This is a genomic window from Streptomyces griseobrunneus (genome assembly GCF_046713465.1).
In the GTDB taxonomy this organism is placed as follows: domain Bacteria; phylum Actinomycetota; class Actinomycetes; order Streptomycetales; family Streptomycetaceae; genus Streptomyces; species Streptomyces microflavus.
In genome coordinates, this window is the sequence record NZ_CP177081.1 from 20,973 (window position 1) to 44,496 (window position 23,524).

15 protein-coding genes, 3 pseudogenes and 2 riboswitches are annotated in these 23,524 nt (G+C 72.3%); of the genes and pseudogenes, 8 read left to right on the plus strand and 10 right to left on the minus strand.

What is annotated here, in order from left to right; translation table 11 throughout:
• Positions 1 to 27: 27 nt before the first annotated feature.
• The 3 genes from ACK8N7_RS37485 to metE form a co-directional block, all read right to left on the minus strand.
• Entirely contained in the window at positions 28 to 1,410 is a 1,383-nt protein-coding gene (locus ACK8N7_RS37485; RefSeq protein ID WP_403217673.1) for a lysine N(6)-hydroxylase/L-ornithine N(5)-oxygenase family protein, read from the minus strand.
• A 37-nt stretch (positions 1,411 to 1,447) separates the two neighbouring features.
• Positions 1,448 to 2,959 carry a pyridoxal phosphate-dependent decarboxylase family protein gene (locus tag ACK8N7_RS37490; protein WP_500446054.1) on the minus strand — a complete coding sequence of 504 codons (1,512 nt, stop codon included), beginning with the start codon at positions 2,957 to 2,959 and terminating at the stop codon, positions 1,448 to 1,450.
• A gap of 255 nt (positions 2,960 to 3,214) precedes the next feature.
• Positions 3,215 to 5,539, minus strand: a complete 2,325-nt coding sequence (gene metE / locus ACK8N7_RS37495) for a 5-methyltetrahydropteroyltriglutamate--homocysteine S-methyltransferase (protein ID WP_403217675.1) — start codon at positions 5,537 to 5,539, stop codon at positions 3,215 to 3,217.
• Between the two features lie 160 nt (positions 5,540 to 5,699).
• Positions 5,700 to 5,914: riboswitch (cobalamin riboswitch) on the minus strand.
• Between the two features lie 449 nt (positions 5,915 to 6,363).
• Between metE and ACK8N7_RS37500 the strand changes: the two genes are divergently transcribed.
• The gene (locus tag ACK8N7_RS37500) at positions 6,364 to 6,561 is read left to right on the plus strand and encodes a hypothetical protein (RefSeq protein ID WP_403217676.1); all 198 of its coding nucleotides are present in this window, start codon (positions 6,364 to 6,366) and stop codon (positions 6,559 to 6,561) included.
• Between the two features lie 94 nt (positions 6,562 to 6,655).
• Here ACK8N7_RS37500 and cobF read toward each other — a convergent pair whose 3' ends face one another.
• Entirely contained in the window at positions 6,656 to 7,483 is an 828-nt protein-coding gene (gene cobF, locus ACK8N7_RS37505) for a precorrin-6A synthase (deacetylating) (RefSeq protein ID WP_500446057.1), read from the minus strand.
• Positions 7,484 to 7,624: 141 nt separating this feature from the next.
• A riboswitch (cobalamin riboswitch) is annotated at positions 7,625 to 7,803 on the plus strand.
• Positions 7,804 to 7,815: 12 nt separating this feature from the next.
• On the opposite strand from cobF, the pseudogene ACK8N7_RS37510 reads away from it, so the two are divergent.
• The 6 genes and pseudogenes from ACK8N7_RS37510 to ACK8N7_RS37535 form a co-directional block, all read left to right on the plus strand.
• Positions 7,816 to 8,283: pseudogene (locus tag ACK8N7_RS37510) on the plus strand (MmgE/PrpD family protein); the annotation flags it as partial.
• Positions 8,275 to 9,113: pseudogene (prpB, locus tag ACK8N7_RS37515) on the plus strand (methylisocitrate lyase); the annotation flags it as partial. The pseudogenes ACK8N7_RS37510 and prpB, both read left to right, overlap by 9 nt.
• Before the next feature lie 42 nt (positions 9,114 to 9,155).
• A pseudogene (locus ACK8N7_RS37520) lies at positions 9,156 to 9,374 on the plus strand (citrate/2-methylcitrate synthase); the annotation flags it as partial.
• Between the two features lie 94 nt (positions 9,375 to 9,468).
• On the plus strand, positions 9,469 to 10,533 hold the full coding sequence (gene lplAB / locus ACK8N7_RS37525; RefSeq protein ID WP_500446059.1) for a lipoate-protein ligase LplAB: 1,065 nt from the start codon (positions 9,469 to 9,471) through the stop codon (positions 10,531 to 10,533).
• 32 nt (positions 10,534 to 10,565) lie between these two features.
• Positions 10,566 to 11,441: an oxygenase MpaB family protein gene (locus ACK8N7_RS37530; RefSeq protein WP_403217679.1), complete on the plus strand. Its 876-nt coding sequence runs from the start codon at positions 10,566 to 10,568 to the stop codon at positions 11,439 to 11,441.
• 80 nt (positions 11,442 to 11,521) lie between these two features.
• The gene (locus tag ACK8N7_RS37535; RefSeq protein WP_500446061.1) at positions 11,522 to 13,165 is read left to right on the plus strand and encodes an FAD-dependent monooxygenase; all 1,644 of its coding nucleotides are present in this window, start codon (positions 11,522 to 11,524) and stop codon (positions 13,163 to 13,165) included.
• Positions 13,166 to 13,256: 91 nt separating this feature from the next.
• Here the strand turns inward: ACK8N7_RS37535 and ACK8N7_RS37540 are convergent, their stop codons facing one another.
• The 5 genes from ACK8N7_RS37540 to ACK8N7_RS37560 all read right to left on the minus strand — a co-directional run bounded on the left by ACK8N7_RS37540 (position 13,257) and on the right by ACK8N7_RS37560 (position 20,220).
• The gene (locus tag ACK8N7_RS37540; RefSeq protein ID WP_403217681.1) at positions 13,257 to 13,904 is read right to left on the minus strand and encodes a fasciclin domain-containing protein; all 648 of its coding nucleotides are present in this window, start codon (positions 13,902 to 13,904) and stop codon (positions 13,257 to 13,259) included.
• A gap of 67 nt (positions 13,905 to 13,971) precedes the next feature.
• Positions 13,972 to 15,564: a molybdopterin-dependent oxidoreductase gene (locus tag ACK8N7_RS37545; protein ID WP_500446063.1), complete on the minus strand. Its 1,593-nt coding sequence runs from the start codon at positions 15,562 to 15,564 to the stop codon at positions 13,972 to 13,974.
• Positions 15,565 to 15,757: 193 nt separating this feature from the next.
• A complete protein-coding gene (locus ACK8N7_RS37550; protein WP_403217683.1) occupies positions 15,758 to 17,980 on the minus strand; it encodes an NADP-dependent isocitrate dehydrogenase in 2,223 nt (740 codons plus the stop codon).
• 129 nt (positions 17,981 to 18,109) lie between these two features.
• The gene (locus tag ACK8N7_RS37555; protein ID WP_500446065.1) at positions 18,110 to 19,585 is read right to left on the minus strand and encodes an amidase; all 1,476 of its coding nucleotides are present in this window, start codon (positions 19,583 to 19,585) and stop codon (positions 18,110 to 18,112) included.
• 221 nt (positions 19,586 to 19,806) lie between these two features.
• Positions 19,807 to 20,220, minus strand: coding sequence for a hypothetical protein (locus ACK8N7_RS37560; RefSeq protein WP_500446067.1), 414 nt, complete (start codon positions 20,218 to 20,220; stop codon positions 19,807 to 19,809).
• A gap of 224 nt (positions 20,221 to 20,444) precedes the next feature.
• Here ACK8N7_RS37560 and ACK8N7_RS37565 point away from each other — a divergent pair, with 224 nt between their 5' ends.
• On the plus strand, positions 20,445 to 21,206 hold the full coding sequence (locus ACK8N7_RS37565) for a LolA-like protein (RefSeq protein WP_500446069.1): 762 nt from the start codon (positions 20,445 to 20,447) through the stop codon (positions 21,204 to 21,206).
• Positions 21,207 to 21,243: 37 nt separating this feature from the next.
• Here the strand turns inward: ACK8N7_RS37565 and ACK8N7_RS37570 are convergent, their stop codons facing one another.
• Positions 21,244 to 23,472, minus strand: coding sequence for a pectate lyase-like domain-containing protein (locus ACK8N7_RS37570; protein ID WP_500446071.1), 2,229 nt, complete (start codon positions 23,470 to 23,472; stop codon positions 21,244 to 21,246).
• Positions 23,473 to 23,524 lie beyond the last annotated feature (52 nt).

Here is a 23,524-nt window from a genome sequence, read left to right on the forward strand (position 1 = left end):
GACCACACCGCGCGGCCCAGAGCCGTACTACCGCCGCTCTTCGGCTATGCGGCCCGGCACCCCGCCCCGGTCCTGCGGGATGCCGAAGGTGGTGAAGGCCGTACGGTCCGGCAAGGGATAGGTCTCCTTGCCCGTCAGCGCGTTGATGATGACGGCGGAGCGCCAGGCGGCCAGGCCCAGGTCGGGGGCGCCGACCCCATGGGTGTGCCGTTCCGCGTTCTGTACGAAGACCGAGCCGCCGATCCCCGGTGCGAGGACGAGCCGTTGGGCCTCGTCGACCTGCGGGCGCCCGGCGTCGTCGCGGACGATGTACGGGTCCAGGGAGGCGAGCAGCGTGTCGACGGGGCGCTCCCGGTACCCGGTGGCGAGGACGACCGCGTCGGTGGTGAGCCTGCCCCGGGACTCCTGCTGGCCGTGCTCGACGGTCAGTTCGATGCGGCCGCCGTCCGTGGTGGCGGCACGGGTGACCTCGATGCCGGGGGTGAGGGTGACATCGGGCCAGTCACCGCCGAGGCTGCGCCGGTACAGCTCGTCGTGGATGTCCCCGAGGGTGTCCCCGCTGACCCCCTTGTAGAGCTGCCACTGGCTGGGCAGCAGCCGGTCCCGGGTGGCCTGCGGGAGGCCGTGGAAGTAGCGCGTGTAGTCCGGCGTGAACTGTTCCAGGCCGATCTTGCTGTACTCCATGGGCGCGAAGGCCGGGGTACGGGCGAGCCAGGTGAGCCCTTCGGCACCCTCGGGCCGCAACCGCAGCAGATCCAGGAGGACTTCGGCGCCCGACTGCCCCGAGCCGACGACGGTGACGTGCCGGGCGGCGAGCAGCCGGTCCCGCTGGGCGAGGTAGTCGGCGGAGTGCAGGACGAGGGGTACGGGGTCCGCCGCCAGGTCCCGCAGCGGTTCGGGGACGTAGGGCGCGGTGCCGACGCCGAGGGCGAGGTTACGGGCGTGGGTGAGCCCGCTCCCGAGGGTCTCGCCGTCCGGGCCGAGCCGGGTGGAGTCGACGGCGAACGCGCCCTCCCCCGCGTCCCAGGCGATGGCGTCGACGCGGTGGCCGAAGTGGGTGGAGGGCAGTTCGGTGCTCACCCAGCGCAGGTAGTTGTCGAATTCGGAGCGGTGGATGTGGAAGCGCTCGGCGAAGTAGAACGGGAAGAGCCTGCGGCGGGTCTTGAGGTAGTTGAGGTAGCACCAGGGGCTTGTGGGCTCGACCAGGCTCACCAGGTCGGCCAGGAAGGGAACTTGGAGGGTCGCTCCCTCGATGAGCAGCCCGGGGTGCCAGTGGAAGGCGGTGCGCTGTTCGTGGAAGGCGCTGCGCAGGCCGGGCACGCCGTCGGCGAGTGCGGCGAGCGAGAGGTTGAAGGGCCCTGCGCCCACCCCCAGCAGATCGAGGGGCGGGGTTCGCGGTCCGGGCTTCATCGGGTTCCTCCCACGGGGTTCGTGCGCGTCGGCAACGTCATGGCGACAGCCTTTCCGCCGCCGGGGCGTCGGTATCGCCCCGGCCGCCTCCATCGCCGCCTTCGGCGGCCGCCCGCTCCGCCGCCTCCGTCACCAGGTCCAGCAGCGGGGCCAGTTCGGCCGTCGCCGCGTTCGGGTGCAGCAGAGTGGCCTTGAGCCAGAGCCGGCGCCTCCCGTCGCCGTCCTCGGCCACCGCTCGGCCGAGGACGGTCCGGCCGTCCATGAGCAGCGTGCGGCGGATCTCGGCGACGACGGCGTCCCCGGCAGCCGGTTCCAGCGCGTCGGCCACCACCGGCCGGAACAGCACGGTACTGATCCCGATCCCGCCGCACCGGCGGCGCAGTGCGGGCCGGGCGTCGACGGCCCGGCCGAACTCCTCCGCCGTACGTACGCAGTGCTCGACCAGTTCGCTCAGTCCACGGCGTCCCAGCGCCCGGAAGGTGACCGCGATCTTCAGTGCGTCGGGGCGCCGGGTCGTACGGATCGAGCGGCCGAGCAGGTCGGGGAGCCCGGCCTCGGTGTCGTCGTCGGCGTTGAGGTAGTCGGTGCGCAGGAACAGCGGGGCGAGCAGGGCGGTGTCCGCGACGGCCAGCACCCCGGCGGCGACCGGCTGCCAGCCGAGCTTGTGCAGGTCGAAGGTTACGGAGACGGCGCGGTCGAGCCCCGCGAGCCGGGGCGCCAGGCGCTCACTGAACAGCAGCGGCCCGCCGTACGCGGCGTCGACGTGGAGCTCGGCGCCGTACCGGTCCGCGATCCGGGCGATCTCGGGGAGCGGGTCGATGCGCCCCTCGTCGGTGGTCCCTGCGGTGGCGACGACCAGGGTCGGTCCGCCGCCGAGTCCGGCCAGGGTCCGGTCGAGGGCGGCGGGGTCGATCCGGCCGCCGTGGCAGGCGACGACGGCCGGGGCGGGGAGGCCGAGCGTCCAGGCGGCCCGGTGGACGCTGTGGTGGGCGTTGGCGCCGGTCACCACCCGCAGGGGCCGGTCCGCTCCCGCGGCCGCTCGTTCCCGGGCGAGGAGCAGGGCGACCAGGTTGGACTCGGTGCCGCCGCTGGTGATGAGGGCGTCGGGCGCGGGGGCCTCCGGGTGGACGAGCCGGGCCAGTGCGGCTGTGGTCAGCTCCTCGATCACCCCGGCGGCGGGCGCCTGGTCCCAGGAGTCCATGGAGGGGTTGAGGGCCGCCGCAGCCAGCTCCGCCGCGACCGCCACGGCGAGCGGCGGGCAGTGCAGGTGGGCGACGCACGCGGGGTCGGCCGGGTCGGCGGCCCCCTCGGCGACCGCGCGCACCAGGTCCCCGAGCGCGGCCTCGGCGCCGATGCCCTCCTCGGGGAGTACCGGGGCGCACAGGGCGCCGGTCCGCCGGGCCACGGCGTCCGGTCCTCCGGCGGGGATCGGTCCGCCCCGGGTCCGGGCGGCGGACTCCAGGGTGTCCAGGACGACCGCGGTCAGGGCGCGCAGGTGGCCCGGGCCGTGCACACCGCCCGCGAGAGAGGCTCCCGTACCGGCGCTCACACCGCACGCCCCAGGGGGATTTCGGCGGACAGCAGGCCCTGAGCACGCTCCATGGCGAAGCCCTTCGATCGAAGTGCATGATCCACAACCGGGATTCGCTGGTTAGGCTAACCTAACTCCACCGCTGGGGAAGAACGCACTCCGGCCGGCCGGGCCTCCGAACCGGCCTGCCCCAGAACCGGGTCGGGAGAACCGGCCCGCAGAACGGATGTCCCGGTGCGGGAGCGGCGGTCGCCGCTCCCGCACCGGGCCGGATCACGCCGCTTCGGTTGGCAGCTCCGCGCGGATCTCCCGCGCGGCGGCGACCAGGTTCTCCAGGGAGGTCCGGGTCTCGGGCCACCCCCGGGTCTTCAGGCCGCAGTCGGGGTTCACCCACAGTCGTGCCGCCGGGATGGCCTCAAGCCCCTTGCGCAGCAGGGCCGCCGCCTCCTCGACGCTCGGGATGCGCGGGGAGTGGATGTCGTAGACGCCGGGTCCGGCCTCACGGGGGTAGCCGTGGGCGGCCAGTTCGCGGGCGACCTGCATGTGCGAGCGGGCGGCCTCCAGGCTGATGACGTCGGCGTCGAGGTCGTCGATGGCCTGGACGATGTCGCCGAACTCCGCGTAGCACATGTGGGTGTGGATCTGGGTGTCCGGCCGCACCCCGGCGGTGGCGAGCCGGAAGGACTCCGTCGCCCACTCCAGGTACGCGGCGTGCTCGGCGGCCCGCAGCGGCAATGTTTCGCGGAGCGCGGGCTCGTCGACCTGGATCACCGAAGTGCCGTTCGCCTCGAGGTCGGTGACCTCGTCGCGCAGGGCCAGGGCCACCTGGCGGGCGGTCTCGCCGAGCGGCTGGTCGTCGCGGACGAAGGACCAGGCGAGCATGGTGACCGGGCCGGTGAGCATGCCCTTGACGGGGCGCTCGGTCAGCGACTGCGCGTACGTCGTCCAGCGCACCGTCATCGGCTCGGGGCGCGAGATGTCCCCGGCCAGGACCGGCGGCCGGACGTAGCGGGTGCCGTAGGACTGCACCCAGCCGTGCTGGGTGGCGAGGTAGCCGGTGAGCTGCTCCGCGAAGTACTGCACCATGTCGTTGCGTTCGGGCTCGCCGTGCACCAGGACGTCGATCCCGGCCTTCTCCTGGAAGGAGAGCACCTCGCGGATCTCGTCCTTGATGCGCTCCTCGTACCCGGCCTCGTCGATGCGGCCGGCCCGCAGGTCCGCACGGGCGGTGCGCAGTTCGGTGGTCTGCGGGAACGAGCCGATCGTGGTGGTCGGCAGCAGCGGCAGACCGAGGTGGGCGCGCTGGGCGGCGGAGCGCTCGGTGTACGGCTGGGAGCGGCGGCCGTCGGCGTCGGTGATGGCCGCCGTACGGGCCCGGACTGCCGGGTCGCGGGTGATGACGGCGTCGGCGCGGGAGGCCAGGTCGGCCCGGTTGGCGGCGAGTTCGGCGGTGATGGCGTCGGTGCCGCCGGACAAGCCGCGCGCCAGGACGACGATCTCCTGGGTCTTCTGCTTGGCGAAGGCGAGCCAGCGGGCGATCTGCGGGTCGATGTCGTGCTCGGCTCCGGCGTCCAGCGGGACGTGCAGGAGGGAGCTGGAGGCGGAGACGTCGACGTCGTCGGCGAGGCCGAGGAGGGTGCCGAGGGTGGCGAGGGACTTCTCGTAGTCGTTGATCCAGATGTTGCGGCCGTTGACGACGCCCGCGACCAGCCGCTTGCCGGGCAGTCCGCCCGCCGCCGCGAGGTCGGCGAGGTTCCCGGCGCCCGACTCGGTGAAGTCCAGCGCGAGTCCCTCGACCGGGGACTTGGCCAGCACCGGCAGCGCCTCGCCGAGCCGCCCGAAGTAGGAGGCGACCAGCAGCTTGGACCGGTCGGTGAGGCCGCCGAGCTCGCGGTAGGCGCGGGCGGCGGCGTTCAGCTCGGCCGGGGTCCGGTCCTGGACGAGGGCGGGCTCGTCCAGCTGTACCCATTCGGCGCCCGCGGCCCGGAGGTCGGCGAGGACCTCGGCGTACACCGGGAGGAGCCGTTCCAGCAGGGTCAGCGGCTCGAAGTCGGCGGCCACACCGGGGGCCGCCTTGGCGAGCAGGAGGTAGGTGACGGGGCCGACGAGGACCGGACGCGGGGTGTGGCCCAGCGCGAGGGCTTCCTTGAGTTCGGCGACCTGCTTGGCGGAGTCGGCGGTGAACACCGTGTCCGGGCCCAACTCGGGCACCAGGTAGTGGTAGTTGGTGTCGAACCACTTCGTCATTTCGAGCGGCGCCACGTCCTGCGTACCGCGGGCCATGGCGAAGTAGCCGTCGAGGGCGTCGGTGCGGACGGCCTCGCGGTGCCGCTCGGGGACAGCGCCGACCATCACACTGGTGTCCAGGACGTGGTCGTAGTACGAGAAATCACCGGTCGGCACTTCGTGGACTCCGGCCTCGGCGAGCTGCTGCCAGGTTCCGCTGCGCAGTTCGGCGGCGGTCTGCCGGAGGGTGTCCGCGTCGACGCGGCCCTTCCAGTAGCCCTCGATGGCCTTCTTCAGTTCACGGTTCTGACCCTGGCGGGGGTAGCCGTACACGGTGGCCCGTGCTGCCGCGGCTGCGGGCTTCGCTGTCACGTGACTCTCCTTCGCGAGCATGTCTCCAGCTGATCCCGGGACGGGACGCGGACGCGAAGGGATGACGAATCGGGCGGATACGCGACACATCGACCGTGTCCGTCCACCCGAAGGTACGCCGACCCGCCCACGAGGTCACCGGGAACTCCGCACGCGAACGGTCGCGTGCGGGCAACGGGCAGGTCTTCGGACTCGCGGGCACGCCTGCCGGGGCAGACACCTACTGGCCGTCGCTTCCCAGACCCGGCCGGGCCCAGTGCGTATGACGGCGGTCGTTCCCACTCACCGCTGCGGGGCAGTCCCGGATTCCCACCGGGTTCCCTCTTACGACACCCTGCCTGGCGGACAGGGCGAACCAGCTGCACCGGTCAGCCTAAGGGGACGACCGCCCGGCGCACACCGTTGTTCACACTTCGGACGGCGATGTGAGACACGGCCTCCGGGCAAGTTCCGTACTGCCGTGGAACGTCCTCCGAACGGGTGACTGAGGGCGTCGGATCGGTCCGCGCACCAATCCGGCCCGGCGGGCGGCGCCGAATGGTGGGTGCGGGGGCGCGGAGCGGGCGCTCCCGCACTCACTGCCCGGGACCGGATCGGCAGCCTGGCAAGATCCGGCCCCGGGCAGGCAGCACGTGTCGGCCCTCCCCGCCCTGTTCCGCCTTTCGTCGCCGGTTCGCTGACTTCCGGTCAGGTCGTGCGGGCATGGTGACCCAGATGTAACCGAATGGCGTAGGCGAGCCGGAACCACAGAGCGTCACAGGCCGTTCTTCTTGCCAATACACGGCCGCCGACCCGCGGTGGCGACGAGTGAGGGAAGCGCGAATATGAAGAAGACAGTCGGGTGGGCCCAGGACGGCGACGACTGGACTATCACGGTGAACGGCACCCTGTACCGGGCCGTCGAGCGGCCCGCCGACGGGCGCGTGCACGACTATCTGGTGCGGGGGGACGACCTGACCGCCGAGTGCCCGAGCCTCGGCCACGGGCTCGGAGTGATCCGGGCGCACGAGTCCCGGAGCTGACCTCCGGCCGGCCCGGCGACGAGGTGCGGCGGCCGCCCGCGCCACGACGCGATCCGCCGCCCCTGTCCGGAGCCCCTGCTCGCGGGCCGGGGCCTCAGCCGGCCGTACCGCCTGCGCGGTGCGCGGCGTCCGCGCCCTCCGGGCCGTCCGGCCGGTGGCGCAGCAGATAGGTGTCCATGATCCAGCCGTGCCGTTCGCGGGCCTCGGCGCGCACCTGGCTGATCCGCTCGGCGACCTCGTCCAGGGGGCCGGAGACCAGGAGTTCGTCGGGGGTGCCGATGTAGGCGCCCCAGTAGATCCACAGGTCCCTGCCGGTCAGATGGGTGAAGCTCTCGTGGCCGTCGAGCATCACCACGATGTCGCCGTCGTCGTCCGGGAACCCCTCGGCGAGCCGCCTGCCGGGGGTGATGTGGATGGGGCGGCCGACCTGGTTCAGGGTGATGCGGTGGCGGGCGGCGAGCGCGGAGACGCTGCTGATCCCGGGGATCACCTCATGGCCGAATTCCACCGTGCCCCGGGCACGGATGTCCTCCAGGATCGCCAGGGTGCTGTCGTACAGGGACGGGTCGCCCCACACAAGGAAGGCCCCGCACTCCCCCGGTGCCAGCTCCTCGGTGATCAGGCGTTCGCAGGTGTCGGCGCGGCGGTGGCGCCAGTCGTGCACCGCCGAGGTGTAGCGACCGCGGTCGTCCTGGGTCCGGTCCCGCCAGGGGTCCTCGGCCTCGACGACCCGGTAGGGGCCGGTGAGGTGCTCCTCCAGGATGTCCCGCCGCAGCCGGGTCAGGGACTCCTTCTCCCGGCCCTTGCCGAGCACGAAGAAGACCTGGGCCCGGCGCATCGCCTTCACCGCGGCGAGCGTCAGATGGTCGGGGTCGCCGGCTCCCATGCCGATGACGAGGATGTGCCGTGGTGCGTCGCTCATGTCGGCCGATCATGCCAGGAGCGGGGCGGGCGGACATGCCGGGGGCGAGGCGGGCGATCGTGCCGGGGGGCGAGGCGGGGTGGACTTACCAGGACGTCCAACCATATGTTCGTGAGCAGCGGGGTGAGCGGTGTGCAGCCGGTCGCCCTCAAGGCCCGTGGTGTCAGGGAAGCCGGTGCGAATCCGGCGCGGTCCCGCCACTGTGACCGGGGAGTCCGTCCTCGCAGGACACGCCACTGACGGTGCAGAAGCCGTCGGGAAGGCATGAGGGCGCGCGCTGATCCGGGAGTCAGGATACCGGCCGCGGGATGTTCCGTGTTTCCACGAGGATGGAGCAGATCCGCTCGATCGTGCTGCACACCAGCCACCACACCCACCAGGTGATCGGCTCCGGTTCCGGGGACCCGCAGAAGTACGATCCGGCGGCGAGCCGCGAGACGCTCGACCACTCGGTGCCGTGCATCTTCGCGGTGGCGCTGGAGGACGGTGTCTGGCACCACGAGTGGTCGTACGCCCCCGAGCGGGCGCAGCGGCCCGGGACGGTCGAGCTGTGGCAGCGGATCTCCACGGTGGAGGACCCGGAGTGGACCCGGCGCTACCACGACCCGGACCCGGAGCGGCGGGCCTTCGGCGGCCGGGCGGTGGTGACCCTGGTGGACGGCACGGTGATCGAGGACGAGCTGGCGGTGGCCGACGCGCATCCGGCGGGGGCCCGGCCCTTCGACCGTTCGGGGTACGTGGCGAAGTTCCGGACGCTGGCGGAGGGCATCGTCGCGGCCGGGGACCAGGACCGGCTGTTGCGGATGCCGGGCGCGATCAACCCGTACTCGGCGCGGCTGATCCAGGAGGCCGGGTTCGAGGCGTTGTATCTGTCGGGGGCGGTACTCGCCGCCGAACTGGCGCTACCCGAAATCGGGTTGACCTCGTCGACCGAGATCGCAGCGCGGGCCCAGCAGATCGCCCGGGTCACGGATCTGCCCGCCCTGACCGACGCGGACACGGGCTTCGGCGAGCCGATGAACGCGGCGCGCACGGTCCAGTTGATGGAGGACGCGGGGCTCGCCGGGCTGCACCTGGAGGACCAGGTCAACCCCAAGCGGTGCGGCCACCTGGACGGCAAGACGCTCGTGGGGCGCGCGGAGATGGTCCGCAAGGTGCGGGCCGCCGCCGACGCCCGCCGCGATCCGGACTTCCTGCTGATGGCCCGCACCGACGCCGGGGCCCCGAGGGCCTCGAAGCGGCGATCGACCGCGCGAAGGCGTACGTGGACGCGGGCGCGGACGCCGTCTTCCCCGAAGCGCTCGCGGACGAGGGTGAGTTCGAGGCGTTCCGGGCCGCCGTCGACGTACCGCTGCTGGCGAACATGACGGAGTTCGGCAAGGGACCGCTGCTGGACACGGCGACGCTGGAGAGCCTCGGCTACAACATCGCGCTCTACCCCGTCACCCTCTTCCGCCTCGCGATGGGCGCGGTCGAGGACGGGCTGCGGACCCTGGCCGCCGAAGGCACCCAACAGGCCCTGCTGCCCCGGATGCAGACGCGTTCGCGACTGTACGAGGTGCTCGGTTACGAGGAGTACGGCGCCTTCGACTCAGCGGTCTTCGACTTCACGCTGCCGCCCGGGGCCTGAGCCGCCCGCGAACCTGTGCCGCCCGGCCGCCGGCACCCGCCCCGGCCGGGCCACCACCCCACCCTGGACTACCCCGCCGGGCTCGCGTACCACCTGATGGGGTTCGACATCGCGGCCTTCACCCCGGTCTTCGTGATGAGCCGGGTCACCGGGTGGAGCGCCCACATCAGCGAACAGCTCGAACACAACGCGCTGATCCGCCCGCTCGGCGTCTACAACGGGCCCGAGCAGCGGACCGTCCCGGCGCACACCGGTACATGAACGGGGGATGATCGACGCCCCCGCGTGCGTTATAGCCGGTTGTGTCCGGCTCATCACCGAGCCGGACCGCGGAACTGGAGCTGGAGGCGGCGCTGTGCACGGTGAGTACAAGGTTCCCGGCGGCAAGCTGGTCGTGGTGGACCTGGACGTCGAGGGCGGGGCGCTGCGGAACGTCCGCGTCGCCGGGGACTTCTTCCTCGAACCCGACGAGGCGATCCTGGCGATCGACGCGGCCCTGGAGGGTGCTCCGGCCAACACGGACACGGCGGGACTCGCGGCCCGGATCGAGGCGGCGCTGCCCGACTCCACGGTGATGCTCGGGCTGAGTGCGGAGGGTGTCGCCATCGCCGTACGCCGGGCGCTGGCGCAGGCCACGGAGTGGAGCGACTACGACTGGCAGCTGATCCACGAGGCCCCGCAGTCGCCCGCGCTGCACATGGCGCTGGACGAGGTCATCACCGCCGAGGTGGCGGCGGGGCTGCGTCCGCCGACGCTGCGGGTCTGGGAGTGGGACTCCCCCGCAGTGATCATCGGCAGCTTCCAGTCGCTGCGCAACGAGGTCGATCCGGCGGGCGTGGAGCGGCACGGGGTGAGCGTCGTACGCCGGATCTCCGGCGGCGGCGCGATGTTCGCCGAGCCGAGCTCCACCATCACCTACTCGCTGGCCGTCCCGCAGTCCCTCGTCTCGGGCCTCTCCTTCGCCGACAGTTACGCCTATCTGGACGACTGGGTCCTCGAAGCCCTCGCGGACATGGGCATCAAGGCCTGGTACCAGCCGCTCAACGACATCGCCACCGAGGTCGGCAAGATCGCGGGGGCGGCGCAGAAGCGGGTGGTGGGGCCGGACGGCGGTCCCGGGGCCGTGCTGCACCACGTGACCATGGCGTACGACATCGATGCCGACAAGATGCTGGAGGTGCTGCGGATCGGCAAGGAGAAGATGTCCGACAAGGGCACCCGGTCGGCGAAGAAGCGTGTCGACCCGTTGCGCCGGCAGACCGGTCTGCCGCGCCAGGCCGTGATCGAGCGCATGATCGAGTCGTTCCGCAAGCGCCACGGCCTCACCGCGGGCAGCGTCACCGACGCCGAGCTGGCGCGCGCCGAGGAGCTCGTACGGACGAAGTTCGCCACGCCGGAGTGGACGGCCCGGGTGCCGTAGGGACTTCTCCACGGGCCCGCATACTGGGAGGCATGGACAGAGAGCAGCCAGGATCCGGTGCACGGGAACGGCTGGGCCGGTCCCTGTTCTCCCGGGTCGCGGGTCCCTCCGGGCCGGAGAACCGGGCCCGGATCCACGGCACCCCCGGCCCCCGCTGGTTCGGCCCGGACCGGCCGGTGCGCCGGGTGCACGGGGACGCGTCCATGTTCATCGGCGGGCTGCGCGCCCTGCTCCTCCAGTCGCTGCACCCCCTCGCGATGGCCGCCGTCGCCGGCCACTCGGGGTTCAAGGGCGATCCGTGGGGGCGGCTCCAGCGGACCAGCACGTTCCTGGCGGTGACCACGTTCGGTACGACCGAGCACGCCCAGGAGGCGGTCGACCGCGTACGGGCCGTGCACGAGGGGGTGCGCGGAATCGCGCCGTCCGGTGAGCCGTACCACGCGGCCGACCCGCACCTGCTGTGCTGGGTGCACATCGCCGAGGTGGACAGCTTCCTCCGCGCCCACCAGCGGTACGGGGCGCGGCCGCTGGACGGCGCCGGGTGCGACGGATACATCCACGACATGGCGACGGTGGCCCGTGCCCTCGGCATCCCCGACCCGCCGCACGACCGCGCGGAGCTGGCGACGCGCATCGCCGCCTACCGCCCGGAGCTGCGCGCCACCCAGGAGGCCCTGGACGCGGCCCGCTTCATTCTGCTGCACCCGCCGCTGCCCTGGCCGGCCCGTCCCCCGTACGCCGTACTCGCCGCCAACGCGGTGGCCGCCCTGCCGCCGTGGGCCCGGGAGCCGCTGCGGCTTCCCCGGGTGCCGGGGGTCGAGGAGGTCTGCGTACGGCCCGCCGGGAAGGCCCTGACCAGGACCATCCGGTGGGCGATGACCCCACCGCCCGCGCCCGCTGGGGCGTGAGGGTCCCCGGGTGCCGGAGACCGCCGATGGCAGGACGATGGAGGGGACCGTAAGCAGGGGGGCCACGGCGGGAGGCCCCGGTGGCACGCAACGAAGTGACCGATGTACTCGTCGCGGGCGCCGGCCCGGTCGGGCTGACGCTCGCCGCCGAGCTGCGGCGGTCGGGGGTCTCCTGCCGGATCGTGGACCGCCTCCCGGCCCGGCTGCCGTACGCCAAGGCGGTGGGGATCCAGCCGCGCACCCTGGAGCTCTTCGACCGGATGGGCCTGGTGCGGGAGGTGCTGGACGCGGCGGTCGCGATGCGCGGGCAGCTGACGTACGTGAACGGGGCCGAGCAGGGCCGGATCGAGCTCGTCCTCCCGCCCGAGGTGCCGTACGGCTTCGCCGCGCTGCCGCAGTACGAGACCGAACGCGTCCTGGAGGAGTTCCTCGGGCGGTTCGGTACCGGGATCGAGCGCTCGACCGAGCTGGTGGCGTTCGCCCAGGACCCCGCCGGGGTGACCAGCAGGCTCACCACCGCTTCCGGGGCCGAGGAGGAGGTCCGGTCCCGGTTCCTGGTGGGGTGCGACGGGGCCCACAGCGTGGTCCGCAAGGGGCTCGGGCTCACCTTCGAGGGCGGCGCGTTCCCGGAGGAGTACATGCTCGCCGATGTGGAGGTGGGCTGGGGACTGCCGCCCGGGTACGGGGTGCGGTCCATGCACCGCGGCGAGGACGGTGCCATCGACGACCTGCTGGTCTGCATCCCGCTGCCGGGGAACGGCCGCTACCGGATGTCGATGCTGGTGCCGCCCGAGCTGTCCGCCGCCCGGCAGGCCTCCGGAACGGCGGACGGCGACGGGGTGGCCCACGGGTTGGAGGGCGGCACGGCTCCCGCGCTCGCCGACATCCAGAAGGTCCTGGACCGGCTGGCGCCGGAGCCGGTCACCGCGTCCACGCTGCGCTGGTCCTCGGTGTTCCGGATCAGCCACCGGCTGGTGGACCGGTACGGGGAGGGCCGGGTGTTCGTCGCCGGGGACGCGGCGCACATCCATCCGCCGACCGGCGCCCAGGGCATGAACACGGGTGTCCAGGACGCCTGCAATCTGGCGTGGAAGCTCGCCCTGGCCGTCGGGGGCGCCGCCCACCCGGGCCTGGTGGCGAGTTACGACGCGGAGCGGCACCCGGTGGGCGAGGAGGTGGTGGGCCGGACCGTCCGCCATGCCGCCGAGGGCGTCCAGGCCGACCCGACGGACCCTGAGACGCTGATGCTCCGCGAGGCCCAGCTGCTGATCGGCTACCGGGAGAGCCCGCTCGTGACGCCGCTGCCCCGGCCGGACGGGGCGACGCTCCGGCCCGGCGACCGGGCCCCGGACTGCGGCGGCCTCACCGGGGACATCGCCGCCTACCCGGTGCGTCTCTTCGACCTGCTGCGCGGGCGCGCCCACGTCCTGCTGGTGTACGGGAACCACCCGGCCGGTGACACACCCGCCGATCTCGCGGCTGCTGCACAGGAGTTGTCCCAGGGGCGCATGGAGACGTGCCGGATCCTGCCCGCCGACGCCCCCTGCGAGGTGACCCCCGGGGTCCCCCATCACCACGACAGCCAGGGCGAGTTCGCACGGCGGTACGGCATCGAGGAGGGTGCCGCGTTCGTGGTGCGCCCGGACGGCTACCTCAGCGCCTGCCTACGCCCGCCGACGGTCGGGGAGTTGAAGGAGGCGCTGGGGAGGGTCTTCGGCCCGTGACGGCGAAAGCCCCGCCGCGGGAGGGCCCTGGGGGTTGATAGGGGCCCTCCCGCAGCGGGGCGGTCTGTCACGGCAGGAGACTGCCGCCCGACTACTTCGGCATCAGCACCGTGTCGATGATGTAGACGGTGGCGTTGGCGGTCGGAACGTTGCCGCAGACCACGTTGGCGCTGTCGTTGACCTTGTACGACTCGCCGGAGCCGGCCGTGGTCAGAGTGCTCTTCTGCAGCGTGTCGAACGTGCCGCTCTCCAGCTGCTGCGGGGTGAGCTTCTCGCCCACGACGTGGTAGGTGAGGATCTTGGTGAGCATGGCCTTGTCGTTGAGAACCGCGTCCAGGTCGGCCTTCGGGATCTTGGCGAAGGCGTCGTTGGTGGGCGCGAACACCGTGATGTTCTCGGCGTTGTTGAGGGTGTCGACGAGGCCGGCCTTCTGCACGGCGGTGACGAGCGTGGAGAGCGCGGGGTTGTTGGAGGCGGCGGTGGCGACCGGGTCCTTCGCCATGCCGTCGAAGCTGCCCGCGCCCTCCGTCGGGACGCCGGCACAGGCCGGGCCGAACGGCTTGTCGGTCGACGTGTCGTCACCGGCGGCCGGCTTCGACTCCTCGGGGGTCGACCCCGCGGCGGACGAGCTGTCGGACGCCTTGTCCGAGCTGTCCTCGGCGCAGGCGGTCAGCGACAGGGGCAGCAGGACGGCGGCGACGACGGCGACGGCTGCACGGCGGTGGCGAAGGGCGTTCATGGAATTCTCCTGAATCATTCTTAAGGGGAAACGGGATGAAGTACTGCTGAAGGGAGGTCTGTTGGGGTCAGTCGACGGAGACCACGACGGAGTGCCAGCCACTGGCACCGTCCGGGACGGTCTTGGTCCGCTTCTCGGTCTGGACCTCGCCCGTGCCGTCGGTGGCGCGGACGGTGAGGGTGTGGCCGCCGGGGGTGGCCTTCCAGGGGTAGGACCACTGGCGCCAGGTGTCGACGGTGTCCTGCTCGGCCAGTTGGGCCGGGCGCCACGGGCCGTCGTCGACGCGGATCTCGACCTTCTCGATGCCCCGGTGCTGGGCCCAGGCCACTCCGGCGACCATGACCGTGCCGGCCTCGGGGCGGCCGAAGGGCTTGGGGGTGTCGATCCGGGACTGGGTCTTGATCGGGGCCTTGCGGGCCCACTTGCGCTTCACCCAGTACGCGTCGTAGTCGTCGAAGGTGGTGAGCTCGATGTCCTCGATCCACTTGCAGGCCGAGACGTACCCGTACAGGCCGGGGACGAGCATACGGACGGGGAACCCGTGGACGAAGGGCAGCGGTTCGCCGTTCATGCCCACGGCGAGCATCGCGTCGCGGCCGTCCATGACGTCCTCGACGGGGGTGCCGAGCGTCATGCCGTCCACCGAGCGGGCGATGATCTGGTCGGCCTTGCCGCCCCGGGACGGCGGCTTGACGCCCGCCTCCTTGAGCAGGTCGGACAGGCGTACGCCGATCCACCTGGCGTGGCCGATGTAGGGGCCGCCGACCTCGTTGGAGACGCAGCACAGGGTGATCTCGCGCTCGATCAGGGGCCGGTCCAGCAGGTCCTGGTAGGTGAGCTCCAGGTCTCGCCGTACGCCCTTGCCGTGGATGCGCAGCCGCCAGGTGTTCGCGTCGACCTTGGGGACCACCAGGGCCGTGTCCACCCGGTAGAACTTGTTGTTGGGGGTGGTGAACGGGGGGAGGCCGGGCACCCGCAGCTGCGCTCCGGCCGGGATCGGCTCGGCGGGCGAGGCCGGGGCGGGCAGCCGGGCGCCCTCACGGGAGGCGACGGCGTCCTGAGCGCTGCGGCCGTTGAGTGTCCGGCCGACCGCTCCCGCGACGGTGGAGGCGGCGGCCGCGGCGGTGGCGGCGATCAGGAAGCCCCGGCGGTCCCAGCCGCCCTCGTTCTCCTCCTGCTCCTCCCCCGGGATGCGGCGCGGCCGGGCGAGCCTGCCGATGAGGACGTACAGCAGGATCGCCCCGGCCACCGCTCCCACCAGCGACGGAAGTCCGTCGGCCACGCCGGTGGAGTCCGGGCGGCTGACGGCGGAGGCGGCGCCGACCACACCGAAGGCCAGGACGGCGGCGGAACCGGTACGCCGGTAACGCAGCGCCAGTACGCCGACGGCGAGGGCGAAGAGGGCGAGCGTCACGACGATGCCGAGCTGCAGGACGAGTTTGTCGTTCTCGCCGAAGTTCCGGATCGCGAAGTCCTTGACCGCGGCAGGCGTCCGGTCGATGGCCGCCCCGCCGACCGCTGTCACGGGACTCGCTTCGGGCCTGACGGCCGCCGACACGAGTTCGGCGACGGTCAGTGCGGCGAATCCCGCCAGCAGCCCGCTCAGGGCTGCGAGCGTTCCGCGGGTCAGGGCTGTCCGGGTGATCCTCACGGTCGTCATTCGGAGCCGTGGGCCAGGCGGATTGGTCGTTCGCCCGATCACGTGAAACTGATGGGTTCGCTGTGCACCGGAGGCGTACGTGGGTTACAGGGGCCGGAGAGGCGCGCGGGACACCCGGAGACGCGAACCGCCCCGGCGGGCACAGGGCCGGTCGGGGCGGAACGGTGGGCGGACGGGTTCGCCCGACATCAGGTCAGGCGAGGCTCGCGATCGCCTTGTTGAACGTGGCGGACGGGCGCATGATCGCCTCGGCCTTGGCCGGGTCGGGCTGGTAGTAGCCGCCGATCTCGGCCGGGGAGCCCTGCACCGCGATCAGCTCGGCGACGATGGTCTCCTCCTGCTCGGCCAGCGTCTTGGCGAGCGCCGCGAACGCCTCGGCGAGCTTGGCGTCGTCGGTCTGCTGCGCCAGCTCCTGGGCCCAGTAGAGGGCCAGGTAGAAGTGGCTGCCGCGGTTGTCGATGCCACCGAGGCGGCGGCTCGGGGACTTGTCCTCGTTGAGGAACGTGCCGGTCGCCCGGTCCAGGGTGTCGGCGAGGACCTGGGCCCGCGCGTTGTCCGTGGTGGTGGCCAGGTGCTCGAAGCTGACCGCGAGAGCCAGGAACTCGCCCAGGCTGTCCCAGCGCAGGTAGTTCTCCTTGACGAGCTGCTGGACGTGCTTGGGGGCCGAGCCGCCCGCGCCGGTCTCGAAGAGGCCGCCGCCGTTCATCAGCGGGACGACGGAGAGCATCTTCGCGCTGGTGCCGAGCTCCAGGATCGGGAAGAGGTCGGTGAGGTAGTCACGCAGCACGTTGCCGGTGACGGAGATGGTGTCCTCGCCGCGGCGGATGCGCTCCAGGGAGAAGGCGGTGGCCTCCTCCGGGGTCCGGATGGAGATGTCCAGGCCGTCCGTGTCGTGGTCGGCGAGGTACGTGGTGACCTTGGCGATCAGGTTGGCGTCGTGGGCGCGGCCCTCGTCCAGCCAGAACACGGCCGGGTTGCCGGTGGCGCGGGCGCGGGTGACGGCGAGCTTGACCCAGTCCTGGATCGGCGCGTCCTTGGTCTGGCACATCCGGAAGATGTCACCGGCGCCGACGGCCTGCTCCAGCACGACGGTGCCGTCCGTGTCGACGACGCGCACGGTGCCGGTGGCGGGGATCTCGAAGGTCTTGTCGTGGCTGCCGTACTCCTCGGCCTTCTGCGCCATCAGACCGACGTTGGGCACCGAGCCCATGGTCGACGGGTCGAAGGCGCCGTTGGCGCGGCAGTCGTCGATGACGACCTGGTAGACACCGGCGTAGCTGCTGTCCGGGAGGACGGCGATGGTGTCGGCCTCGTTGCCGTCCGGGCCCCACATGTGGCCGGAGGTGCGGATCATGGCCGGCATGGAGGCGTCGACGATGACGTCGCTGGGGACGTGCAGGTTGGTGATGCCCTTGTCGGAGTCGACCATCGCGAGGGCCGGGCCCTCGGCGAGCTCGGCCTCGAAGGACGCCTGGATCTCGGCGCCCGCCTCGGGCAGCGAGTTCAGGCCCTTGAGGATGCCGCCCAGGCCGTCGTTCGGGGTGAGACCGGCGGCGACGAGCTGGTCGCCGTACTTGGCGAAGGTGTTCGGGAAGAAGGCGCGGACCGCGTGGCCGAAGATGATCGGGTCGGAGACCTTCATCATGGTGGCCTTGAGGTGCACGGAGAACAGCACGCCCTCGGCCTTGGCACGGGCGACCTGCGCGGTGAAGAACTCGCGCAGCGCGGCGACGCGCATGACGGCCGCGTCCACGACCTCGCCCTTCAGGACGGGTACGGACTCGCGCAGCACGGTGGTGGTGCCGTCGTCGCCGTGCAGCTCGATACGGAGCGAGCCGTCCTCGGCGATGACCGCGGACTTCTCGGTGGAGCGGAAGTCGTCGACGCCCATGGTGGCGACGTTCGTCTTCGACTCGGCCGTCCAGGCGCCCATGCGGTGCGGGTGGGCCTTGGCGTAGTTCTTGACGGAGGCGGGGGCGCGGCGGTCGGAGTTGCCCTCGCGCAGCACCGGGTTCACGGCGCTGCCCTTGATCTTGTCGTACCGGGCGCGGATGTCCTCGGCCTCATCGGTCTGCGGGTCGTCCGGGTAGTCCGGAAGCGCGTAGCCCTGCTCCTGGAGCTCGGCGATCGCGGCCTTGAGCTGCGGGATCGACGCCGAGACGTTGGGCAGCTTGATGATGTTCGCGCCGGGGGTCCTGGCCAGCGCGCCGAGCTCGGCGAGTGCGTCATCGATACGCTGCTCGGCCTTGAGGTGCTCCGGGAAGCTGGCGATGATCCGCCCCGCGAGGGAGATGTCACGGCGCTCCACCGTGACTCCTGCGGTCGAGGCGTAGGCCTCGACGACGGGCAGGAGCGAATAGGTCGCCAGGGCAGGGGCCTCGTCGGTGTGCGTATAGATGATGGTCGAGTCAGTCACCGGGTGCTCCGCTCCACGTCTGCAACATTGCTTGACATCAAGATATCTCGTCGCCGCCCGTGGCTCCACAAGGCCCCCGTACGGCTTCACGGTCCGTACGGGGTCCGGTGACCCTGCGACCACTCCGGGTTACGGGGGAGGCGGGCGGTGTCCGTACCAGCGGAGGTCGTCCTCCAGCTGGGCGGCCAGGGCGATCAGCCGCTCCTCGCTGCGGGAGGGGCCGAGCAGCTGGGCGCCGACGGGGAGGCCGGAGCGGGTGAAGCCGGCCGGGACGTTCACGCCGGGCCAGCCGAGGACGTTCCACGGCCAGGCGTAGGGGCAGGCGGCCGCCATCGTGACGTCGGTGCGCCAGGCGCCGAGCTGGTCGAAGGTGCCGATACGGGGCGGGGGTGCGGCGGTCGTCGGGGTGAGGAGCACGTCGTACCCGGAGGCGTCGAAGAGTGCCCCGATCCGGCGGTGCTGGCGCACCTCGCGGGCGCGGGCGGCCCGCACCACCCGGCCGCCGAGCCGCGTCCCGGTCCGCAGGGCGCTGCGGGTGCGGGGGTCGAGGAGGGCCGGTTCGGGGTGGCGGGCGGCGAATTCGGCGATGCCGGCGGTCGCGCGGGGGACGAAGGCCAGGCCGATCAGCCCGTACCTGGGGCGGGCCTCCTCGACGTGGTGGCCGAGCCGGGCCAGGGTCTCGGCGAGCGCGGCGACGGCCCGGCGCACCTCGGGGTCGGGGCCGGCGCCGGTGAGGGTGAGCGGGGGCCGCCAGGCGAGGGCGATCCGGAGGCGGCCCGGGTCCCGGCGGGCGGCGTCGGACGCGCGGACGGCGGGCGGGCGGTGGAAGTCCTCGGGGTGCGCACCCGCGGCCGCGTCCAGCAGGAGCGCGGCGTCGGCGACCGTACGGGCGAGGGGGCCGTTGACGGTGAGGCCCTGGAAGGCGTCGTGGTGCGGGTGGACCGAGACGCGGCCGCGCTGGGGCTTGATGCCGACGAGGTGGGTCCAGGCGGCGGGGATGCGGACGGACCCGGCGCCGTCCGAGCCGAGGGCGGCGGGGACCAGGCCCGCGGCGACGGCCGCCGCCGAACCGCCGGAGGAGCCGCCGGGGGTGTGCGCGGTGTTCCAGGGGTTGCGGGTGGCGCCGAAGGCGGGGCCCTCGGTGAACGGCCACTGGCCCAGTTCGCAGGAGTTGGTCTTGCCGACGATGACGGCTCCGGCGGCGCGCAGCCGGCGGACCGCCTCGCTGTCGGCGGTGGCCGGGGGCCGTTCGCCGTCGCAGCCGAAGTGGGTGGGCAGGCCCGCCACATCGGTGTCGTCCTTGACGGCGACCGGCACACCGAGCAGCGGCAGCCGCTCCCCCGCCGCGAGCCTGCGGTCGGCCTCGGCGGCTTCCGCGAGGGCGGCTTCGGCCCGCAGGTGGCGGAAGGCGTTGAGGGAGGGCTGCGCGGCCTCGATCCGGGCGAGGGCGTCGGCGACGAGTGCGGTGGAGGTGGTGGTGGAGTCGGCGAGCAGGCGTGCGCTCTCCGCGAGTCCGGGCATCGGCGCCGGGGCGGGCGCCCGGTCCCGGTCCGCGTGCGGCCGCAGGGCCGGGCCGGTCTGCTCGGTGGGCTCCGCTGAGGACATGGGCGTGCCGCCTCCCTCGTGGCCGCGGGGCCGGCCGGTCGTCCCGGCCGCAGCCCACGCGTACTTACTGGAGGGTAACGAGAGGAGGCGGCGCGCTCAACCGGTGGGGCCACTCCGGCCGTTCCGGCTGCCGAGGCGTTCCGGGCCGCCTCGGCGTCACGGCCGTGACGGCCGATACGGCGATCCGGCCGTAACGGCGTTACGGGCCTACGGCCCCGGCGTCACGGGCGGACGCGGATCTCACCGATGCCGGTACCGAGCTTCCCGCAGTGGGCGGTGGACTGGCCCGACTCGCCGGGCCTCAGGGTGACGTGGTTGCCGTCGATGTCAGGGGCCCAGCCGCAGACCAGGTGGACCCAGAAGGTCTGTGTCTGGCTCCCGTTGTTGCGACAGAGGGCGAAGCCCGTGTACTCGTCGATGGCGTGCTTGCCGGTGTCGCAGGAGAGGCCGGGCGGAATGGCGGTCGGGGCGGCGGCCGGCTTCGCGGTCGCCGAGGTGACCGGGATAGCCAGCGCGACGGCCGTCGACACGACGGCGAGCGCCCGCAGGACGGACCGGGACCGCTTCCCCGCGGCCGTGGACCGCCTCGCCGTGGCCGTGCCGCCCGTGCTCCTCGTCCCCGTGAACAGGTTCATGGTTCTCCTTCGCGGTGTACGTGCGTACGCGCATTCCGTGGTGTGCGCGTACGTGATCCCGGGCGGGATCACCGCACCCCTGCCCACGCTCCGTATCAGAAAACACCCCCATCCCTCACGCTCCGTACACGCACCGGGCGGTGCCCCCTCTCCCGGCGTACGCTCGAAGGTGCCGGTCACCCTGGTTCGCACGCCCCTGACCGGGGCCTTTTCGAGGAGGCGACGTGAGCGGACACCGTTGGGCCGCACGGGCGGCGGCGGGTACGGCGGCTGTCGCCCTCACCGTGACGGGTGGCGCGGTCGCGCAGGCTGACGACGACATCGCCTCGCTCGGCGCCGAGCAGATCGCGGACCGCTCGCGTGACGCCCTGCTCGGGGTCTCCTCCCTGCACCTGAGCGCGCGCGGCAGCCTCGACGGAAGCGGCGACCCGATGAGCGTCGACCTGACGCTCGACCGGGAGGGCAACTGCGCGGGCGGCGTCGACATGGGCGAGGACGGCTCCGTGGAGATCGTGAAGCGCGCCGGCGATGTCTGGCTGAAGCCGGACAAGGCGTTCTGGGAGACCCATGTCCCGGTCGGCGGCTCCACGTTCGACGCGATCCTCGACGGCCGCTACATGAAGGCGGAGGCCGACGACCCGCGGCTGCTGACGGTGACCGAGGTCTGCGACCTCGACACCTTCCGCGAGCTGATCACGGACAACGCCGACGCCGCCGATCGGGGGAGGCTGACGAAGGGCCGGGAGACCGAGGTGAACGGCGCGCCCGTCATTCCGGTGACCCGGACGCAGGGCGACGAGCGGCTGACGGTGTACGTGGCCACCGAGGGCGAGCCATACCCCGTGCGGATCGCCGTGCAGGGGGCGGGCGAGGAGGGGACCGTGGACTTCTCCGGCTTCGACCGGCCGGTGCCCGCGCGGACTCCGTCGGCGGACGAGACGGTGGATGTGACGGCACTGCTGGGCCGCAGCGTCAAACCGGTCTGAGCACCGGTGTGGGCGCGGCCCAGCAGGGTGGGGGAACCTAGGGGTAGGCCACCAGATTGGCCACGTTGGTGCTGGAGTTTGACGGTCCTCCCGAGTTGTTGATGACGCGGTTGATCGTCCCCGTTCCGCCGAGCGAGACGGTCACCATGTTGTGGAAGCGCACGCCCGGTGTGTTCGGCGCCTCGAAGGCGCGCTCGGCGACCACGGACGGGTTGGCGTTGAAGAAGCAGTAGCTGCCCAGGCCCCACGCCTCGTGGCGGGTGACCGACGGAGAGACCTTGTAGGCGTCGTAGCCGCGGGTCGAACCGTTCATCCATGCCGCCTGGTTGGGCGGGTCGTAGGGCATCTCGTTCTGGAAGAAGTACGTGCGCCCGCCGTTGCCGTTCCAGATGACCTGGTGCTGCTGGTAGTGCTCGACGAAGAGCCCGTACATCGTCACGTCGGTGCCGTTGACGATCAGGCCCGTGGCAGCGGTGTTGGTGTTCCAGCCGATGCCGCTGCCGTGGTCGCCGCGCCAGAGCCACAGGTGGTCGCCGATGACGTCGGAGCTGTTGACGACCAGGCTCTGGGTGGCCTTGCCGACGGCCGCGCCGCCGATGCGGAAGAAGACGTCGTGCAGCGAGGTCGGATTGGCGGTGTGCCGGGCGGTGGCCCCGGCCTGCCCGACCTGCATCAGGGTCGGGGAGTTGACGGTGCCCGCGTCGATCAGGATCCCGGCGATCTTGACGCCGTCGACGTCGGCGACATCGATCGCGGTGATGCCGTTCTCGGGGATGACGGTAGCGAGCCCCAGGCCCAGGACGACGGTGTCGGCGCGGGTGACGTTGATGGTCTGGTTGAGGCGGTAGACCCCCGGGGTGAAGAGCAGGTTCTTACCCTCCGCGAGCGCCGCGTTGATCTGGGACGCGGTGGCGCCGGGCTTCACGATGAAGAACTGACTGATGGGCAGCGACTGCCCGGCGGGTGTTCCCGAACCCCAGCTGGTGCCCCGGGTGTTGGTCCGCAGGGCCGGTACGAAGACCTGGTAGGCGCCGGCCCCGTCCACGTACAGGAAGGGCTTCTCACGGCTCACGGGTGTCTGGGCGACCGTGGTGTAGGGCGGGTTGGGGAAGCTGTTGGCGGGGGCGTTGACGTCGCCGACGAAGACCATGTTCCAGTTGGATCCGGTCCAGCTGTTCCACTGGCTGTTGCGGGAGAGCCACTGCTGCTGGGTGCCGGAGCGGACCTGCCCGTCGACCTTCGAGTCGGCCATGAAGCCACCGCTGGACCAGCCTCCGTCGTCGAGCTGGAGGTTGCCGCGGACGTGCATACGGCGGTACGGGGCGGCCTGCGAAACGGCCCAACGGTCGGTGCCGGAGGGCGGGTTGACCGAGAGGTTCTCGGCGGAGCGCCAGAAGTTGTGGGTGGCGTTGCCCTGGAACCAGTCGGCCTCCACGTGGACGCCGCCGTTGATGGTGACGTCGTCGGGCGACAGGCCGAGCCCGGCGACCTGGGTGTAGAAGCCGACGTTGGCGTCGACGTCGTAGCGGCCGGGCTTGAAGAGCAGGGCCTGGCGCTGGGAGCCGAACTGGTTGGTCTCCTGCTGGGCGAAGACCTGGTTGAGCTTGTTCTGGATGGTCGCCCTCGGCGTGGAGGGGTCGAAGACGGAGACGTTGGGGCCGAGGTCGGGGGTGCCGGGCGGGTTCGGTACGTCGGTGGCGCCCACCCGGAAGGACTGCGCGGCCGATCCGTTGCAGGTGTACTGCTGGACGCGGGCGCTGTCGGCGGTGGAAGCGGCCGGGATGTCGAGGCACTTGCCGCTGTTGCGGTTCACGAAGTGGAAGGCCCCACCGGGCTCCTCGACGGGCAGCCACTGCTGGTTGGCACCGCCGGAGTACGACCAGAGCTGTACGGGCGCGGCGTCCGCGGTGGACACATTCGTCACGTCCCAGCTCTTCGCCGCGTCGTTGCGGTTGTCGACCCGGACGTACCCGTCGCCGACGGAGCGGAACTGCCACTGCTGGGCGGTGCTGCCGTTGCACGTGTACTGCTGCACCGCTGTGCCGTCGGCGGTGCCCGCGGCCGCCGCGTCCACGCACTTGGAGCTATGACCGGCCGTCACCGTCACCCAGCCGCTGGGCAGTTCCGCCGCCTGTGCGGTGGGGGCCGCGGCGACGGCGGTGAGCAGGGAGGCCACCAGTCCGCCGAGGGCCAGCAGCGGGGTTCCGAGGCGCCGGGGTCTGTGTCCGCCGCGGCGCGGGCCGCGGGGCGTGATGGGGCCGGGCATTCGCATATGTGTCTCCTGCGGCGGGGGGTGGGGCTTACTTCAGGCCGTGAAG

What these genes read in the sequence shown, in the direction of transcription:
- ACK8N7_RS37530 (WP_403217679.1), top strand. Translation starts at nt 10,566, where the DNA reads ATGGACAGAGAGCAGCCAGGATCCGGTGCACGGGAACGGCTGGGCCGG.
- ACK8N7_RS37555 (WP_500446065.1), bottom strand. Translation starts at nt 19,585, where the DNA reads ATGTCCTCAGCGGAGCCCACCGAGCAGACCGGCCCGGCCCTGCGGCCG.
- cobF (WP_500446057.1), bottom strand. Translation starts at nt 7,483, where the DNA reads ATGAGCGACGCACCACGGCACATCCTCGTCATCGGCATGGGAGCCGGC.
- ACK8N7_RS37570 (WP_500446071.1), bottom strand. Translation starts at nt 23,472, where the DNA reads ATGCCCGGCCCCATCACGCCCCGCGGCCCGCGCCGCGGCGGACACAGA.
- ACK8N7_RS37500 (WP_403217676.1), top strand. Translation starts at nt 6,364, where the DNA reads ATGAAGAAGACAGTCGGGTGGGCCCAGGACGGCGACGACTGGACTATC.
- ACK8N7_RS37560 (WP_500446067.1), bottom strand. Translation starts at nt 20,220, where the DNA reads ATGAACCTGTTCACGGGGACGAGGAGCACGGGCGGCACGGCCACGGCG.
- ACK8N7_RS37485 (WP_403217673.1), bottom strand. Translation starts at nt 1,410, where the DNA reads ATGAAGCCCGGACCGCGAACCCCGCCCCTCGATCTGCTGGGGGTGGGC.
- ACK8N7_RS37540 (WP_403217681.1), bottom strand. Translation starts at nt 13,904, where the DNA reads ATGAACGCCCTTCGCCACCGCCGTGCAGCCGTCGCCGTCGTCGCCGCC.
- ACK8N7_RS37545 (WP_500446063.1), bottom strand. Translation starts at nt 15,564, where the DNA reads ATGACGACCGTGAGGATCACCCGGACAGCCCTGACCCGCGGAACGCTC.